The sequence below is a fragment of the Actibacterium pelagium genome (genome assembly GCF_002285415.1).
GTDB lineage: Bacteria > Pseudomonadota > Alphaproteobacteria > Rhodobacterales > Rhodobacteraceae > Actibacterium_B > Actibacterium_B pelagium.
The window spans coordinates 893,595-908,247 of record NZ_NSBU01000007.1 but is presented as its reverse complement, the minus strand read 5'-3'; the positions used below and the strand labels follow the sequence as shown (position 1 = coordinate 908,247).

Genomic DNA, 14,653 nt, shown 5'->3' with positions numbered 1-14,653 from the left:
AAATCGCATGGAGGACAGGGCATGTCGGACAGCATCAAAGACAAGGTGATCGAGATCATCGCTGAGCAGGCAGTCATGGACGTCGCTGACGTGACCATGGAAAGCACGCTGGAAGATCTGGGAATCGATAGTCTTGGACTGGTCGAATCGATCTTCGCAATTGAAGAGGCGTTCGACATTCAGGTTCCCTTCAACGCGAACGATCCTGAGCAAAGCGATTTCGATATTTCTTCGGTTGCCAGCATAGTTGCGGCAATCACAGAGCTAGTGGCCCAAAAAGACGCATGAAGCGCGTAGTCATTACAGGGCAGGGCGCAATCTGTGCTCTTGGACACAGCGCCGACGCCGTGATGGGCGCGATGCGCGAAGGCCAATGCGGTATTGGCCCGATCGATATTCGCGACGTCGACCGTCTTTCGATCAAGATTGGCGGGCAGGTTAAAGGGTTTAACCCCGAAGACCATTATACCCGCCAGCAGATCGGCCTTTATGACCGTTTCACCCAGTTCGCATTGCTTGCCGCTAAAGAAGCGATCGATCAATCGGGACTGACCTTCGATGGCGAGCTTGCCTTGAAGGCAGGAGTTGTGGTCGGAACCGCAGGTGGCGGTCTGTCGACCTCGGATGACAACTTCAGAACCGTGTACGAAGAGGGTAAAAACCGCGTGCACCCGTTTGTTGTTCCTCGGTTGATGAACAACGCGGCGACCAGTCATATCTCGATGACCCATAACCTGATGGGGCCAAGCTTTACCGTGGCGACGGCCTGTGCATCGTCGAACCACGCGATGGGGCAGGCCTATCAGATGGTCCGGTCCGGGCAGACGCCCGTGATGATCACCGGCGGTTCGGAAAGCATGCTGTGCTTCGGTGGTATCAAGGCCTGGGAAGGTCTTCGTGTAATGTCCAAAGATGCGTGCCGTCCGTTCTCGGCGAACCGTAATGGAATGGTGCAGGGCGAAGGCGCGGGGATCTTCGTTTTCGAAGAGTACGAGCACGCCAAAGCGCGCGGAGCAGAGATTTTGGCTGAAGTCATTGGTTTTGCCATGACAGCCGATGCTTCGGATATTGTCATGCCCTCCAAACAGGGCGCGGCCAGAGCAATTTCGGGCGCCGTCAAAGACGCGGGCCTGAACCCCGAAGAGGTGGGTTATATCAACGCTCACGGAACCGGGACCGCTGCGAATGACAAAACAGAATGTGCCGCCGTGGTTGATGTCTTTGGGCATCACGCCGACGAATTGCTGATTTCGTCGACCAAGTCGATGCACGGCCACCTGATCGGCGGCACTGGCGCGATTGAGCTTTTAGCTTGTGTGATGGCGTTGAAGGACGGTGTTGTAGCACCGACCGTCAATTACGAAGAACAAGATCCTGAATGTGCGCTGGATGTGGTTCCAAATGAAGCACGTGAAGCCAAGATCGACGTGGCGATCAGCAATGCATTTGCCTTCGGTGGATTGAACGCAGTTCTGGCCCTGCGCGCGGCCTAAATAAAAAACGCCGCCCTAAATAAGGGCGGCGCATTTTTCCTAAAAGGCCGAATTACTGCGCAGCTGCTTTCGGCTCAGGCAATTTATTAAAGCTTGCCGTGAAGCCAGTCAGCGAAATATCTCCTCCGAATGGCGAAAGGCTCCGGTCAGCAGGGACGAACGCCAGCTGAGTGACATTACCGGCTTTCAGCGCTTGAACGTCTGCTTCTTTCAGGCCGGCCTTGGCCACACAGCTATTCTTATTGCAGACAATGAACGGGATACGTCCGGCGTCACGGCCGTCGATCTTAACCTGCACGCCGGCGGGCAGCAGTAGGCCCAGGGGCGCGATGATAACGAGGTCCGCAATAAACTCGCCCGAGGCATTCAGCGTTTGCACGGATACCTCGGCCACGGCCTGACCTTCCGGGTTGGTCAAAAGCTGGAACATGTCGCAAGGATCGGTTTGCCCGATCGGCGCACGCGCACACCGAAGCGTCCATTCGCCGTTTTCCTCTTTGATATAGGTCGCGCCAATTTCGGGTGTGGTTTCGGTCTGCTCTGCAGTGGTCTCAGCTTCGGGCGTGGTGTCCTGCGCGAAAACGGCAGTCGTTCCAATCGCCAGTGCGGCTAGAGTAGTTGTGAATTTACGCATTTTTTCTGCGGTACCTTTGTTGGATCTTTTCAAGCTTCTTTACCATGCCCTGAAGGTACTGTCAGGGCACTAAACCTGAATATCAGCGGGATTCCGCAGCTTGATCAGTGAGGGCTAAAAAAACAAAAAGAGCCACGCGAACGGGCTCTTTTTGAATGATTTTTTTCTCCCCGTCGGACTGGCCGACTTCATCATTGGGGTGGAGGCTAAGAAGTTTGTTAGCGGTCGTCAACAGAGAATTTTTCTAATTCAATCAATAAGTTTACAGGCAGTCTGTTAGTCGCGGAAAAAGGGCCGTGCCACAAAGGACACGGCCAGACCAACAGGGAGGGAAAATACCGAAACGTGTCTGTGAACGTCTCGGAAACAAAGCTAGACTTACGCAACTTGGTTAAGAAACTATCGTACTCGCGTACTTTTGTGACAGGAGGTCATCATGACGGACCGAATTTTTGTTGGCGGCGGCGGTGACGGCTATGCCGATCCGCAGACTTTGTTGCTGGGTTATGCCAACCGTCATGGGCTTATCGCTGGCGCGACCGGTACCGGGAAAACCGTGACGCTTCAGATTCTGGCCGAAGGGTTCTCGAACGCGGGTGTTCCGGTATTTCTGTCTGACGTCAAAGGTGACCTGTCTGGCCTGGCGGCCAGCGGGTCTGCAGAGTTCAAACTGCACGATGCATTTATGAAACGCGCAGATACGATCGGTCTGGACCTGCAATACAGCGCCTCACCCGTGACATTCTGGGATTTGTTCGGTGAGCAGGGGCACCCCATTCGCACCACGGTCGCCGAGATGGGCCCACTGTTGATCTCGCGCCTGTTGGACCTGTCCGAGGTTCAGGAAGGCATCGTCAACATTGCGTTCCGGCTGGCCGATGAACAGGGTCTTCCGCTTCTGGATCTCAAAGACCTTCAGTCGCTGTTGGTTTGGGTTGGCGAGAACCGGCAAGAGCTGTCCCTGCGTTATGGCAACATCTCGACCGCGTCGATCGGGGCAATCCAGCGGCGCCTTCTGGTTTTGGACAATGAAGGTGGAACCAACTTCTTTGGCGAACCGGCATTGGAGCTTGCAGATTTGATGCGGGTTGGCGCAGACGCGCGCGGCCAAGTGAATATTCTGGCCGCAGATCAATTGATGTCGAGCCCACGCCTGTACGCGACCTTTCTTCTTTGGCTTCTGTCAGAACTGTTTGAAGAACTGCCCGAAGTGGGTGATCCCGACAAACCCAAACTGGTGTTCTTCTTTGACGAAGCACATTTGCTGTTTGATGACGCCCCGAAAGCGCTTGTCGACAAGGTCGAACAAGTCGCACGTTTGATCCGGTCAAAAGGTGTCGGGGTTTACTTCATCACCCAGAACCCCGCTGACGTGCCAGAGGACATTCTTGGTCAGCTTGGCAACCGGGTCCAACACGCTTTGCGCGCCTTTACAGCCAAGGACAAGAAGCAGCTTCGCCTGGCGGCGGACACTTATCGTGACAACCCACGCTTCGACACCGAAGAAGCGATCCGAGAGGTCGGTGTAGGCGAGGCCGTGACGTCGATGCTGGAACGCAAAGGTGTCCCCGGCGTGGTTGAGCGTACGCTGATCCGTCCGCCGTCTTCGCAATTGGGGCCACTGTCAAAGGCTGAACGGGGCGCCGTGATTGCGGCGTCTCCGCTGGACGCCAAATACAAGACACGGGTTGATCGACACTCTGCCTTTGAGGCACTGCAAGCCCGCGCCGAGGAAGCCGCGAAAGAAGCCGAAGCCGCCGAAGAGCAAGAAGAAGAATTGCGCGCGGCAGAGCGTGAATACCGCGCTGGCCGTCGGTATTCCGGGTCACGTGTCAGCCGTTCGACGTCTCGGCGGACACGCAAACCCGACACAATTGGCAAGGCCATTGGTGATATGGTTGTGAAAGAGCTGACCGGAACCACGGGCCGCCGTATTGTTCGGGGCATTCTGGGCGGTTTGTTCAGAGGGCGGTAAGAAATTTGATGCAGGGCCAAGCTGCCTCTTCCCGACATCTGCCCGGTTGGCCACGTGCTGTCCTATTGGCTGTCTACGGGGCAGGGGCGGCTATACTGTTGGCCCGACTTTACGTCATGTGGTCGGTCGGTGGAACGGCCTGGCAGCAAGCGGACTGGCTGATCAGCTTTGCGGATGGGCCGGTGCGCAGGGGCGTTTCTGGCGAGTTCTTCCTGTTACTCTCTGATGTGACCGGCATTGGCGTGGTCGCGCTTGTCTGCGCGGCCCAAGCAGCCTTGGTTCTGATTGTCTTCTGGGGCGTCTTACGGGCCGTCCTTCATATAGGCGTCTCAGAGCGGGTGCTTTTGCTTGCGCTATCTCCAGCGTTTCTGGCCTTTTGGGTTTACGAGCCCAATGCAGGTTTTCGGAAAGAAATTTTGGGCTTCATCGCGTTTTTACCGCTTTTGGGGTGTGCAGCGGATCGTTTGAAACCCACTAACGCCCTTCTATTCAGTTTCACAATCTTCGTGATTGCCGTGGCATTTCACGAGGTGAACGCGTTCCTCTCAATCTTCCTGCTGATCGGTTTTGCCATCTGCTTGGGAGGTCTATCAGAACGGGCCAGCATCATAATGTGGGCCGCGGCAATCGGGATGGTCTCGCTGACCGGTCTAGGTTTCGCGCTACTTTTTCCGGCCGTCTCTTCAAGTCAGACCATGTGCGAGCAGGTGGTGGCGCGCGGGGCATCAGCGGCCATTTGCGACGGTATCTTTCACTGGATCCAATACGGGGTATCCGACCAGCGTGAAAATGCGTGGATCTTTGCGGTCAAAGGGACGGGACTGGTCGTTTTGTTCAGCTACGTGATCATTTCGATCCCGCTGTTTGTTGCGACGGGAAGCTCCCCGCACAAACACAAACTGCGACTTCTCTATGTCGCCTCAGCTATCCCGTTGGTGCCGCTTTATGTCATGTCGGTCGATTGGGGTCGGTGGATGGCCCTGCATGTGACCGGGCTTATCTTGGTGGCCTTGGTCGCATTTGTGAAATACCGGCCTGATTGGACAAATGTTCCAATCAAGCCAATACCTTTGGTCGTCGGACTGCTAATCAGTGGTTTTTACGGCTTCGGCCATGTGGTGCCGAAGCCGATGTATGGCGTTACTTTGGAATTCGTAAAAGTCGCGACAATTCCATCCATCCTTCGAAAAGAACTGAACGAAACACCCTAAAGCGGTCGAATCTTCAACTCTGTCAGACGGTTGGCCTCGCGGCCGGTAACCTCGAACCGGTAGCCATGGAACGAAAAGACCTGTCCCTTGCTGGGGATCATCTGCGCTTCGTGGATGACCAGCCCCGCGATCGTGTTGGCTTCGTCATCCGGAAGAGACCAATCACAGGCGCGGTTCAGGTCGCGGATCGTGGTGCCGCCGTCCATGATGAAATCACCTTCGGGAGTGCGGGTAATCGAAAGGTCCTCGCCTTCATCGAACTCGTCGGTGATCTCACCCACGATCTCTTCCAGAATGTCTTCCAGCGTGATCAGACCCTGCAGCGCGCCGTATTCGTCAACCACCAGCGCGAAATGCGTATGGCGACGAAGGAACTCGTGCATCTGATCATCCAGAGATGTCGTCTCGGGAATAAAGTAGGGCTCTTTCGCCACGTCCATCACGTCGAACGCGGTCAGAGCGTCGGAATCATCCGCGTTGGTTTCGAACTGCTTGTACATCGCGCGCAGAAGATCCTTGGCATGGATGATGCCAACGATGTTTTCCGGCTCGTCCTTGTAGATTGGAAGACGCGTGTGGGCTGACGAAAGACACTGCTCCAGAATTGTGCGCGCGTCGTCGTCAACGTTCAGCATTTCGATCTGAGAGCGGTGAAGCATGATCTCTTCAACGTAGCGATCGCCAAGATCCAGCGCACCCAGGATCCGGTCGCGGTGTTCTTTTTCGACAACGCCTTCCGAGTGGCCCAGTTGGATCGCGCCAGCAATTTCTTCCTGCAGCGCAAGGATATGAGTGTCGGGGTCAGTTTTCACGCCGAACACTGCCAGCACCTGTCTGACCAGCATTCGCACAGCGGCCACAACCGGCGAGAATACAAGGATCACGATCCGGATGATCGGCGACACACGCGACGCCGCGGATTCGGGGTTCGTGATGGCATAGGTTTTGGGCAGCACCTCGGCAAAGACCAGAACAAGGACCGTCATCATCAGCGTTGCTAGCGCAACGCCGCTTTCGCCGAATAGCCGTGTGAACAGGGCCGTCGCCAGCGACGCCGACAGGATGTTCACAAGGTTGTTGCCAAGAAGGACAGAACCGATCAGGCGCTCGTTATCTTCGGTGATCTCCAATGCGCTTTGTGCGCCCTTGTCGCCCTTGTCCGCAAGGCTGCGCAGCTTACCGCGCGAAGCCGCTGTCAGGGCGGTTTCCGAACCCGAAAAGAAGGCGGAAAGCACCAAAAGCAAGGCAATGGACCCAGAGGTTACCCAAAAGGCCGTATCAAGAAGAGCAGTTGTAGAGGCGGTCATTTCGTTATTCCGTCAAAGACTAGGGCCCTTATATCGGGTGATGTGGGCTTTCCGTCAACGTTACTTAGGCTTGCGGGCCAATGGATGTTGCGTCAGCACAAGTTCCCGAAGGCGTTCATCCAGAACATGGGTGTAGATTTCAGTGGTCGAGATATCGGCATGGCCCAGCAAGACCTGAATGGTCCGAAGGTCAGCTCCTCCGCTAAGCAGGTGGGTAGCGAAGGCATGGCGCAGGGTGTGTGGCGTGACCCGGGACGGATCGACGCCGGCGCGCAGGGCCATTTCTTTGATCTGCTGGTACATCGCGTGTCGTGTCAGATGGCCCAGTTTACCCCGGCTTGGAAACAGGAACTTGCTGGCCGGTTGGCCTTTCTTCTGTTTCAACTCTTCGTTGGCGTCGCGGAAGGCCACCCAATCAGCCAATGCGTCCCGCGCGGGATTTGACAGTGGGACCATGCGTTCCTTGTTGCCTTTGCCGGTCACCAACAACATGCGCGGGTCACCCCGAACGGCGCTGACAGGCAGCGATACCAGTTCGCTGACGCGCATCCCGGTCGCGTAAAGCAACTCCATCAGGCAGATGGCGCGCAAAGGATCACGGGGCGCGGTACGGGCAGCCTCTAGAAGCGCATCGACCTCTTCGATGCTTAGGGTCTTGGGAAGGCGGCGCGCGCGGCCCGGCCCCTTGATCTGAAGAGCAGGGTTCGTATCGCGCCAGTCTTCTTCGAAAGCGAAACGAAAGAGCTGTTTGATCGACGAGAGGCGCCGAGCGCGGGTAGAGGTCGCCAGCCCCTGCGCATCGCAATGGATCAGGTAAGCCTCGACCATATCCTGATCGGCAGCCTCAAGCGATGATCCGCGCCGTTCCAACCATTCGGCGAAATCGGTCAGGTCGCGGGCATAGCTTTCAAGCGTGTTCTTCGCGGCCCCACGCTCTGCCGCCATCGCGTCAAGGAAAGAGGACAGCCAGCGGCGGTGATCAGGGGTCATCCGCGCCTCTGCAATATCAGCCACTGAAGTGCGGCGCGGCGGGCGGTATCGACAAGGCCGAGTTTACGCAGCAGGGCAAGACCCGCTCCCATCGCGACGGAATCACCGTTAACCCCGGTCGATAGCAAATCGATTGCCATCAGGATCGCCTCACCATCGCGATTATTCGCCAACAATTGTTTCTGTGTCGTGCTTAGCAACTGATCAGGTGTGACAAAGGCTTCCTTCACGACGGCCGCTTCGGGCGAGATCGGCGGAAGCAGGGCCAGATTGTCCGTCGCGACACCGTGCAGAAAGGCTTCTTCCTTGGTCAGCGGGGTGTGGGACAGGGCAACGCTTTCATATCGATCGGACAAAAGGCCGATCTGGAAGGCGAGGGGTTGTGCCTCGGACTGAAGGGCGATCTTGGCCAGCGTTTCCACGTAGAGGTTGGCAAAGGGCACTTCCAATCGCGCGGCCTGCATGGCTTTCCAGGCGGCCGGCAGCGTTTCAGCTATCAGCTCTGGACTGCCTGCGATACTGGCTACGTCAAAGTCTTGCACAACCTTCACACGGTCCCAAACACCGCCAGAAGCAGCTGGTTTGCGCTCTGTATAGATCGCCAGAAGCTGGTTCGGGGACAGCGCCCCGCTGCGCGACAGGCGCTCTGCCGCTTCGATCCGGGCCCGCCAACCAGAGGTTTCTGACAGGTCAGTCCAGGCAAAAGCGATGGGCAGTGTTCCGGTGGCAAGCGGTGTCCCGATGGCCTCGTACATACGGAAAACCAGTGGTGTGACCTTGGAAGGCGCGCCCAGCGGCGGCAGTTCCTCGGCCAATTCCGGGTCAAGGAATTGAAGAAGGACGTTTTCTTCCTCTTCGGTGATGAAGCCCAGAACTTTGCCGGTTTCCAAGGACAAAGCAGCTGCGTTCCAGTCTTCCCCGCGTGCCAGACAGAAGATGCGAGCAGGGAAGGTCGGCGCGATTTCCGGTGTGGCAATCATCGCGGCGCAGGCGCGGTTTTCGTGGCCTGTCAGAAGCGAAACATCAAACCAGCGACGGAACAGTTGAGGTTGGTTGGGCCCTGCGCGTTCCAACAAGGCTTGGGCCTGATCAATTGCGCCGAGCTGCAGCAGCTTGTCTAGCCTCGCCAAAAGAACTGTGCCGTCTTCGCCGGGAACTGTAGGCGGGTTCAACTCTGCCAATAGCAACAAGTATAGTAGCGATTGCGCCGCTGGAAGGTCGTCGACCTGTTCGGCGCGGATGAGTCGCGCCAGTTCCATTGGATCAGAACCTGCCCAAATGTCCGGCGACAGGCCGGTGACTGATCCGGGCAACAGACCAACCGCGTCAATGCGCTGCAGGCTTAAAGGGGTAACCGTTACCGGCTCTGGTAGAAGGTTGGGACCATTCTCTGTCGGTGCCTCCGTCAGCGGTCCAACCTCGGGTGGCAGCGAAACAGAATCGGACAGCCAGTCGATGGCCGAATCCGGTCCTTGCGCCAAAGCGCTGCTCGCCACCATCATGGCCGCAAAGCTAAAAACCTTAATCGACATCCAGCTTGACCGGCTCTTCGATAACTTTCTGCGAAGGTCGTAGATCGCCCAAATAGGCGAAACCAATCAGTCCGACAAAGGCCAGAAGAAGGAGAAAAAAGAGGATTTTTAATAGTCGCCCCATGGTGCCTGCTCTTTTGTTGCGGCGCATTCCGCCGATTTGTGGACGATTATATATGGCATTTTCCCGCAGATCACGTCATTCAGTTCCAAATTTATGAATCTAGGCGATAGGAGGCCCATTTGGGCTGGGAGTTGAAAAAGACGGTGGTGATGGTCGGCATGATGGGGTCGGGCAAAACCGCTATCGGCACCGCCTTGGCCCGACGTCTGGATGTTCCTTTCCGTGACAGCGACCACGAGTTGGAGAGAGCGTCCAACATGACCGTGGCCGAGATTTTTGCCAGGGATGGGGAACCCTTCTTCCGCCAGAAGGAAACACAAATCATTACGCGCCTCTTGGATGACACACCGGGAGTTCTTTCTACCGGCGGTGGGGCGTTCATGTCGGGCACAAATCGCCAGATCATTCACGACAAAGGCGTTTCCTTGCTGTTGGATGCCGATATCCCGCTTTTGTGGAGCCGCGTAAAACGCAAGGATACGCGGCCATTGCTGCGCACAGCGGACCCGCGCAAGACGCTTTCAGACCTGTATGAGGCCCGGATGCCGTTCTATGAAATGGCTGACCTGCAGGTCAAAGGCGACCCAAGCTACTCTATCGAAGAAATGACTGACAAAGTGTTCGAGGTTCTGAAGACTCGTCCCGATGTGTTGAAGGAGGTCTGACCCATGTCCGTCCAAACTGTTCACGTGCCTTTGGGCGATCGGGCCTATGACATTCGAATTGGTGATGGTCTGATCTCGCGCGCAGGCGCAGAGATTGCACCGCTTATGCGCCGTCCTCGCGTGACGGTGGTCAGCGATGAAAATGTCGCGGCCTTGCATCTGGAGACTTTGAAAGCCGGCTTGGCTGCCGAAGGGATTGAGATGTCCTCGCTTGTGCTGCCCGCAGGTGAATCCACGAAAAGCTGGGCCAATCTGGAACGTGTCGTTGAATGGCTTCTGGCGGAAAAGGTCGAGCGTCGCGACGTAGTGATTGCATTCGGCGGAGGCGTGATTGGCGACTTGGTGGGCTTTGCCGCAGCGATTTTGCGTCGTGGCGTGCGCTTTGTTCAAATCCCAACGTCGCTACTGGCGCAGGTGGACAGTTCGGTTGGCGGCAAGACCGGGATCAATTCTCCGCTTGGTAAGAACCTTATCGGTGCTTTTCACCAGCCCAGCCTTGTATTGGCCGATATCGGGGTTTTGAACACGCTAACCGCACGCGATTTCATTGCGGGTTATGGTGAGGTTGCGAAATACGGCCTTCTGGGGGACGCAGAGTTCTTCACCTGGCTCGAGGATAACGGCCCTGCGCTTGCGGCGGGCGATATGGACAAACGTGCCTACGCCGTGCGTCGTTCCTGCGAGATGAAAGCCGATATCGTTGTGCGCGACGAGACAGAGCAGGGCGACCGCGCGCTTCTTAACCTTGGACACACATTCTGCCACGCGCTGGAAGCGGCGACCGGATATTCCGACCGTTTGCTTCATGGCGAAGGCGTGGCGATTGGTTGTGGGCTGGCGTTTGACCTGTCAGCCAAGGCCGGGCTTTGCAGTCAGGAAGACCCGTCTCGTGTGCACGCACATCTTCAGGCTATGGGGATGAAACGTGGGTTGCAGGATATCCCGGGTGACCTGCCCGATGCCGAGGGTCTGTTGGCACTGATGGCTCAGGACAAGAAAGTTTTGGACGGGAAAATCCGTTTCATCATGGCACGCGGAATTGGTCAGACCTTCGTGACGGATGAAATAGAAAAGGACGACGTGATCGCCGTCCTTAACGAAGCTTTGAAAGCGCGGGGCTGACCCCCGCGCGAAATTCTTAGAACGGAATTTCGTCGTCCAGATCGCTGGACGGGGCCGGGCCGGACGGACCGCTGTCATAGCCGCTACCCTGACCGCCATAGCTGCCGCCACCTTGGCTGTAACCACCGCCTTGGCCGCCACCATAACCGCCGCCGCCACCGCCTTCACCGCGGCTATCCAGAAGCGTCAGCTCTCCACGGTAGGGACGCAGAACGACTTCGGTCGAGTAACGATCCTGACCGCTTTGGTCCTGCCACTTGCGTGTTTCCAGCTGACCTTCGATGTAAACTTTGGACCCTTTGCGCAGATACTGCTCGGCGATCCGTGCCAGCGGCTCTGAGAAAATCGCGACCGAGTGCCATTCGGTCCGTTCGCGACGTTCACCGGTGTTGCGGTCTTTCCAGTTTTCCGAAGTCGCAATGCGCAGGTTGCACACCTTGCCACCGTTCTGGAACGAGCGCACCTCGGGGTCACGCCCCAGATTGCCGACCAGAATAACCTTGTTCACTGATCCTGCCATTTCGTGCTCCCTGTCGAATCTTTAGAATTGGTTGTCCTTGGTTACACCACTCCCTGATGGTTAATGAAAGTTCAAATTCTTGTCGTTGGGGGCGGGTAGGGTCTTCAGCACTGGAGAATTTCTGGAAAAACGTTATATTCTCGTGAAATTTTCCGGGACGAGGGCGGAAACGTGTTTGTACGTGCTTTGATTATTCTGGTTGGAATTGCGGTGGCTGTGCCTGCACAGGCGCAGCAAACGTCTCGTATGGCGGTCTTCAAAGATCAGACCAAGGTTCTGGATGGCCGAGCGGCGCAGCAATACGCAAATTCGGTCCGTTTGAAGCCCAGTCCAATCTACACCCCGTCGAAATACGGCAGCCCTGCGTATGACGGGAAATACCGTGGCATGTATCTGGATATGGCGAAGAACGCCGCGCGCCGCCATGGCATTCCCGAGGACCTGTTCCTGCGCCTTGTTCAGCAGGAAAGCGGTTGGAACCCAAATGCCCGCAGCCACAAAGGCGCCTATGGTCTGGCACAGCTGATGCCGCAGACGGCACGGTACCTGGGCGTGAACCCGCGTGATCCGGCGCAAAACCTGGAAGGTGGGGCGCGATATCTGCGAGAGCAATACAACACGTTCCGCAGCTGGCGGTTGGCCCTTGCGGCCTATAACGCTGGCCCGAAAGCGGTTGAGAAATACGGTGGCGTGCCACCTTACAAGGAAACCCGCAATTACGTGCGGATCATTCTGGGAAGCTAACCCAAATCAATCGGCGTCCAAGCCTTCATACGCGAACGGAACCATGTTCGCTGGCGCTTGGCATATTGGCGGGTCGCAATCTTTGCGGCCTCACGGGCCTCATCCAGCGTAAGATCTCCGCGCAGATGCGCGATCAGTTCCGGCGCGCCGATGGCTTTCGACGATAACAGCGCAGGGTCCCAGTTGGGCTCCATCATTCGGGCCTCTTCCAAGGCGCCTTGATCCATCATCAGGTCAAAACGGCGGCTGATCCTGTCGTTCAGCCACTCTTTGTCTGCATTCATCACGAAGCCTTGCGCTTGCCTAAGCGGAAGCAGGGCAGGTGGCGTGTCATCTTGCCAATCCGCCAGCCCGCGTGAGGTGGTTCGCAAAACCTCCCACGCGCGCTGAACGCGGGCCGGGTTGTTCAGATCGATTCGAGATGCCGTTAGGGGGTCGAGTTCTGCGACCATGGCGGCCAGCCCCTTGTCGCGCAGGAAAGCATCGCCCTCGCTTCGAACTTCGGGCGGGGTCATGGGGATTTCTGCCAAGCCTTCTGTCAGCGCCGAAAAGTAAAGCCCGGTGCCGCCTACGATGATCGGCCGCTCTTTGCCTGACAGAAAGGGCGCCACGTCGCGCAGCCAATGCCCAACGGAATAGGTCTGGTCAAAGGGCACGTGCCCGTACAGATGGTGGGGCGCGCGGGCCTCGTCCGCGGCCGGTGGGCGCGCCGTAAGGATTCGCCATCCATCAAAGACCTGAAGCGCGTCCGCATTCACGATCACCCCGCCTTGGGTTTCGGCAAACCGTAAAGCCAGCTCTGATTTGCCCGAGGCCGTGGGACCCGCGATCAAAATTGGCAATTCGGGATTAGTTGACGGAAGGTTCATCGGCTTTCGTGTCGCTTCTTCGTTGAAACTGTCGGCAGTTTCCGACATCTTGCGCCCAATTTCACAATTCGGGACGGGGTGCGACCATATGAGCGACGGACAGACCAATCAACCTGCGCCGGCCTATAAACGTGTCATGCTGAAAATTTCGGGCGAAGCTCTGATGGGTGATCAGGGGTTCGGCCTTCATCCGCCAACAGTCGAGCGGATCGCCAGAGAGGTCAAATCCTGCCATGACCTTGGCGTCGAGATTTGCATGGTCATCGGGGGCGGCAACATTTTCCGCGGGCTTTCGGGCAGCGCGCAAGGGATGGAACGAACCACGGCAGACTACATGGGGATGCTGGCGACCGTCATGAATGCCTTGGCGATGCAGTCCGCGCTAGAGCAGCTTGGCGTATTCACACGTGTGATCAGCGCGATCCCGATGGATCAGGTGTGCGAGCCCTATATCCGCCGCCGCGCGGTGCGCCACCTTGAAAAGAAACGTGTGTGTATCTTTGCTGCGGGCACCGGTAACCCCTATTTCACCACCGACACTGCAGCGACATTGCGTGCAAGCGAAATGGCCTGCGAGGCGATCTTTAAAGGCACCAAGGTGGACGGGATTTACGACAAGGACCCTGTCACTAACGAGGATGCGGTGCGTTTCTCCAAGATCTCGTTCGACGATGTCTTGCAAAAGCACCTGAAGGTTATGGATGCCTCGGCCATCGCGCTGGCCCGTGACAACCATATGCCGATTATTGTCTTCTCGCTGGACGAACCGGGCGGGTTCCGGGGAATTCTGGCCGGGGAAGGCACCTATACAATCGTGCATGAATAACGGTATAGCTGAAGTAACGAGCATGACCGCGGGCCAGCCCGCATAAGAACAAGAGTGACAAGCCATGTCCGAAGATGATCTTGAAATTGATACAGACGACCTGAAGCGCCGTATGGACGGTGCAATGGCCTCCCTTAAAACCGAATTCGCGTCGCTGCGGACCGGGCGGGCATCGGCCTCGATGCTGGAGCCGGTAATGGTCGAAGCCTATGGTCAGCGGACCCCGATTAACCAGGTGGGAACCATCAACGTGCCAGAACCACGTATGGTGACGGTGAATGTCTGGGATAAGTCGATGGTCAACGCGGTTGAAAAAGCGATCCGTGAAAGTGGTCTGGGGATCAACCCGCAGATGAACGGCACGATTATCATGCTGCCGATCCCGGAACTGAACGAAGAGCGTCGCCGCGAGCTTGGGAAAGTCGCTGGTCAATATGCCGAAAGCGCCCGTGTTGCGATCCGTAACGTGCGTCGGGATGGCATGGACCAGCTGAAGAAAGCCAAAGCAGCCGGTATGAGCGAGGATGAGGAAAAGATCTGGGCCGAAGAAATCCAAGACCTGACCAACACCGCGATCGCTGCTGTCGATAAGGCGCTTGAGACCAAGCAAGAAGAAATCATGCAGGTCTGACCTGACTGAA

The 14,653-nt window shown here is 56.9% G+C and carries 17 protein-coding genes; 9 read left to right on the top strand and 8 right to left on the bottom strand.

What is annotated here, in order from left to right:
• Positions 1–21 precede the first annotated feature (21 nt).
• Together CLM58_RS13375 and CLM58_RS13370 are read left to right on the top strand one after the other, a co-directional pair.
• Positions 22–288, top strand: a complete 267-nt coding sequence (locus CLM58_RS13375) for an acyl carrier protein (protein ID WP_095596392.1) — start codon at positions 22–24, stop codon at positions 286–288.
• A complete protein-coding gene (locus CLM58_RS13370) occupies positions 285–1,493 on the top strand; it encodes a beta-ketoacyl-[acyl-carrier-protein] synthase family protein (protein ID WP_095596391.1) in 1,209 nt (402 codons plus the stop codon). The genes CLM58_RS13375 and CLM58_RS13370 overlap by 4 nt, the downstream gene beginning before the upstream one ends.
• A gap of 52 nt (positions 1,494–1,545) precedes the next feature.
• Here the strand turns inward: CLM58_RS13370 and CLM58_RS13365 are convergent, their stop codons facing one another.
• Positions 1,546–2,127, bottom strand: a complete 582-nt coding sequence (locus CLM58_RS13365; protein ID WP_095596390.1) for an invasion associated locus B family protein — start codon at positions 2,125–2,127, stop codon at positions 1,546–1,548.
• 82 nt (positions 2,128–2,209) lie between these two features.
• Entirely contained in the window at positions 2,210–2,359 is a 150-nt protein-coding gene (locus CLM58_RS17195; protein WP_158221911.1) for a hypothetical protein, read from the bottom strand.
• Between the two features lie 204 nt (positions 2,360–2,563).
• Here CLM58_RS17195 and CLM58_RS13360 point away from each other — a divergent pair, with 204 nt between their 5' ends.
• Both CLM58_RS13360 and CLM58_RS13355 read left to right on the top strand, forming a co-directional pair.
• A complete protein-coding gene (locus tag CLM58_RS13360; RefSeq protein WP_095596389.1) occupies positions 2,564–4,102 on the top strand; it encodes a helicase HerA-like domain-containing protein in 1,539 nt (512 codons plus the stop codon).
• A gap of 8 nt (positions 4,103–4,110) precedes the next feature.
• The gene (locus tag CLM58_RS13355; RefSeq protein ID WP_143226571.1) at positions 4,111–5,313 is read left to right on the top strand and encodes a hypothetical protein; all 1,203 of its coding nucleotides are present in this window, start codon (positions 4,111–4,113) and stop codon (positions 5,311–5,313) included.
• Here the strand turns inward: CLM58_RS13355 and CLM58_RS13350 are convergent.
• From CLM58_RS13350 to CLM58_RS17190, 4 genes are read right to left on the bottom strand one after another with little or no spacing between them, the layout of a single operon-like run.
• Positions 5,310–6,620, bottom strand: coding sequence for an HlyC/CorC family transporter (locus tag CLM58_RS13350; protein ID WP_095596387.1), 1,311 nt, complete (start codon positions 6,618–6,620; stop codon positions 5,310–5,312). The genes CLM58_RS13355 and CLM58_RS13350 overlap by 4 nt on opposite strands.
• A 60-nt stretch (positions 6,621–6,680) precedes the next feature.
• The gene (gene xerD, locus CLM58_RS13345; RefSeq protein ID WP_095596386.1) at positions 6,681–7,610 is read right to left on the bottom strand and encodes a site-specific tyrosine recombinase XerD; all 930 of its coding nucleotides are present in this window, start codon (positions 7,608–7,610) and stop codon (positions 6,681–6,683) included.
• A complete protein-coding gene (locus CLM58_RS13340) occupies positions 7,607–9,142 on the bottom strand; it encodes a hypothetical protein (protein WP_229666097.1) in 1,536 nt (511 codons plus the stop codon). The genes xerD and CLM58_RS13340 overlap by 4 nt, the downstream gene beginning before the upstream one ends.
• Positions 9,132–9,293 carry a hypothetical protein gene (locus CLM58_RS17190; protein ID WP_158221910.1) on the bottom strand — a complete coding sequence of 54 codons (162 nt, stop codon included), beginning with the start codon at positions 9,291–9,293 and terminating at the stop codon, positions 9,132–9,134. Before CLM58_RS17190 ends, CLM58_RS13340 begins: the two co-directional genes overlap by 11 nt.
• 92 nt (positions 9,294–9,385) lie before the next feature.
• On the opposite strand from CLM58_RS17190, the gene CLM58_RS13330 reads away from it, so the two are divergent.
• The gene (locus tag CLM58_RS13330; protein WP_268236393.1) at positions 9,386–9,931 is read left to right on the top strand and encodes a shikimate kinase; all 546 of its coding nucleotides are present in this window, start codon (positions 9,386–9,388) and stop codon (positions 9,929–9,931) included.
• 3 nt (positions 9,932–9,934) lie between these two features.
• Positions 9,935–11,053 (top strand): 3-dehydroquinate synthase, encoded by a 1,119-nt coding sequence (aroB, locus tag CLM58_RS13325; RefSeq protein ID WP_095596385.1) that lies wholly within the window; start codon positions 9,935–9,937, stop codon positions 11,051–11,053.
• Positions 11,054–11,069: 16 nt separating this feature from the next.
• Here the strand turns inward: aroB and ssb are convergent, their stop codons facing one another.
• The gene (ssb, locus tag CLM58_RS13320; RefSeq protein ID WP_095596384.1) at positions 11,070–11,573 is read right to left on the bottom strand and encodes a single-stranded DNA-binding protein; all 504 of its coding nucleotides are present in this window, start codon (positions 11,571–11,573) and stop codon (positions 11,070–11,072) included.
• Between the two features lie 204 nt (positions 11,574–11,777).
• Between ssb and CLM58_RS13315 the strand changes: the two genes are divergently transcribed.
• Positions 11,778–12,317, top strand: a complete 540-nt coding sequence (locus CLM58_RS13315; protein ID WP_456297839.1) for a lytic transglycosylase domain-containing protein — start codon at positions 11,778–11,780, stop codon at positions 12,315–12,317.
• On the opposite strand, the gene miaA is transcribed toward CLM58_RS13315, so the two are convergent.
• Positions 12,314–13,234, bottom strand: a complete 921-nt coding sequence (miaA, locus tag CLM58_RS13310) for a tRNA (adenosine(37)-N6)-dimethylallyltransferase MiaA (protein ID WP_373286769.1) — start codon at positions 13,232–13,234, stop codon at positions 12,314–12,316. The two genes, CLM58_RS13315 and miaA, sit on opposite strands and share 4 nt — an antisense overlap.
• Before the next feature lie 40 nt (positions 13,235–13,274).
• Here miaA and pyrH point away from each other — a divergent pair, with 40 nt between their 5' ends.
• A complete protein-coding gene (gene pyrH / locus CLM58_RS13305) occupies positions 13,275–14,012 on the top strand; it encodes a UMP kinase (RefSeq protein WP_095596383.1) in 738 nt (245 codons plus the stop codon).
• A gap of 64 nt (positions 14,013–14,076) precedes the next feature.
• Positions 14,077–14,643, top strand: coding sequence for a ribosome recycling factor (frr, locus tag CLM58_RS13300; RefSeq protein WP_095596382.1), 567 nt, complete (start codon positions 14,077–14,079; stop codon positions 14,641–14,643).
• Positions 14,644–14,653: the final 10 nt, after the last annotated feature.

Bases quoted from the DNA above. Each gene is read 5' to 3' on its own strand.
- CLM58_RS13375 (WP_095596392.1), top strand. From the start codon at position 22: ATGTCGGACAGCATCAAAGACAAGGTGATCGAGATCATCGCTGAGCAG.
- CLM58_RS13370 (WP_095596391.1), top strand. From the start codon at position 285: ATGAAGCGCGTAGTCATTACAGGGCAGGGCGCAATCTGTGCTCTTGGA.
- CLM58_RS13365 (WP_095596390.1), bottom strand. From the start codon at position 2,127: ATGCGTAAATTCACAACTACTCTAGCCGCACTGGCGATTGGAACGACT.
- CLM58_RS13360 (WP_095596389.1), top strand. From the start codon at position 2,564: ATGACGGACCGAATTTTTGTTGGCGGCGGCGGTGACGGCTATGCCGAT.
- CLM58_RS13355 (WP_143226571.1), top strand. From the start codon at position 4,111: ATGCAGGGCCAAGCTGCCTCTTCCCGACATCTGCCCGGTTGGCCACGT.
- CLM58_RS13350 (WP_095596387.1), bottom strand. From the start codon at position 6,620: ATGACCGCCTCTACAACTGCTCTTCTTGATACGGCCTTTTGGGTAACC.
- xerD (WP_095596386.1), bottom strand. From the start codon at position 7,610: ATGACCCCTGATCACCGCCGCTGGCTGTCCTCTTTCCTTGACGCGATG.
- CLM58_RS13340 (WP_229666097.1), bottom strand. From the start codon at position 9,142: ATGTCGATTAAGGTTTTTAGCTTTGCGGCCATGATGGTGGCGAGCAGC.
- CLM58_RS17190 (WP_158221910.1), bottom strand. From the start codon at position 9,293: ATGCGCCGCAACAAAAGAGCAGGCACCATGGGGCGACTATTAAAAATC.
- aroB (WP_095596385.1), top strand. From the start codon at position 9,935: ATGTCCGTCCAAACTGTTCACGTGCCTTTGGGCGATCGGGCCTATGAC.
- ssb (WP_095596384.1), bottom strand. From the start codon at position 11,573: ATGGCAGGATCAGTGAACAAGGTTATTCTGGTCGGCAATCTGGGGCGT.
- miaA (WP_373286769.1), bottom strand. From the start codon at position 13,234: ATGTCGGAAACTGCCGACAGTTTCAACGAAGAAGCGACACGAAAGCCG.
- pyrH (WP_095596383.1), top strand. From the start codon at position 13,275: ATGAGCGACGGACAGACCAATCAACCTGCGCCGGCCTATAAACGTGTC.
- frr (WP_095596382.1), top strand. From the start codon at position 14,077: ATGTCCGAAGATGATCTTGAAATTGATACAGACGACCTGAAGCGCCGT.